Below are 638 nucleotides of genomic sequence, written 5' to 3' on the forward strand. Positions count from 1 at the left end.
CAGGTTGACGACAGTGCTGGCGCTGATCGGCGCCTTCACCGTCTTTGCCTATGTCGCGCCGCTTGCCATCGAGGGCGGCGGTCTCAGCCAGATCGCGCTGCCCGGCATGCTGCTCGCCTTCGGCGTCGGCGCCGTCATCGGCAACATTGGCGGCGGCCAGGCCGCCGACCGGTTCGGTGCGACCCGCACCGTCGGCTGGTCGCTGGCGCTGAGTGCCGGCATGCTGGTCTTATTGTCGGTCATCCCGACCTTCCTGCCGCACCATATTGCCGGGCCGGCGCTGATGGCGATGATGGTGCCGTGGGGCATCGTCGGCTGGGCGTTCCCGCCGGCGCAGGCGAGCCGCATCATCAAGCTGGCGCCCGATGCCGCCCCGATCGTGCTGTCGCTCAACGCCTCGGCGCTCTATCTCGGCGTGGCGCTGGGTGCCGTGGTCGGTGGTGCCGTGCTGCGCTACGGCGCGCCGGCCGATCTCGGCCTGGTCGCCGCGATCTTCCCGATCGTCGGGCTTGGCGTCGTGGTCGCCGGCCGCTGGGCGGCTCGGCCTGTAGAAATGCCTGCCGAGTAGAGTCTTTGGCAAACGCTGGCCTTAGGGCGTGGCCGGCGGCAGATCAAAATCCAGCGCGGCGATCTCATCC

General features: G+C 69.6%; 1 pseudogene. It reads left to right on the forward strand.

Annotated features, from left to right (window positions below):
* Window positions 1-568: pseudogene (locus ENZ75_RS33585) on the forward strand (MFS transporter); the annotation flags it as partial.
* Window positions 569-638: the final 70 nt, after the last annotated feature.

Origin of the sequence: Mesorhizobium sp. M7A.F.Ca.CA.002.04.1.1, from assembly GCF_004022805.1 — a bacterium.
Classification (GTDB): Bacteria; Pseudomonadota; Alphaproteobacteria; order Rhizobiales; family Rhizobiaceae; genus Mesorhizobium; species Mesorhizobium ciceri.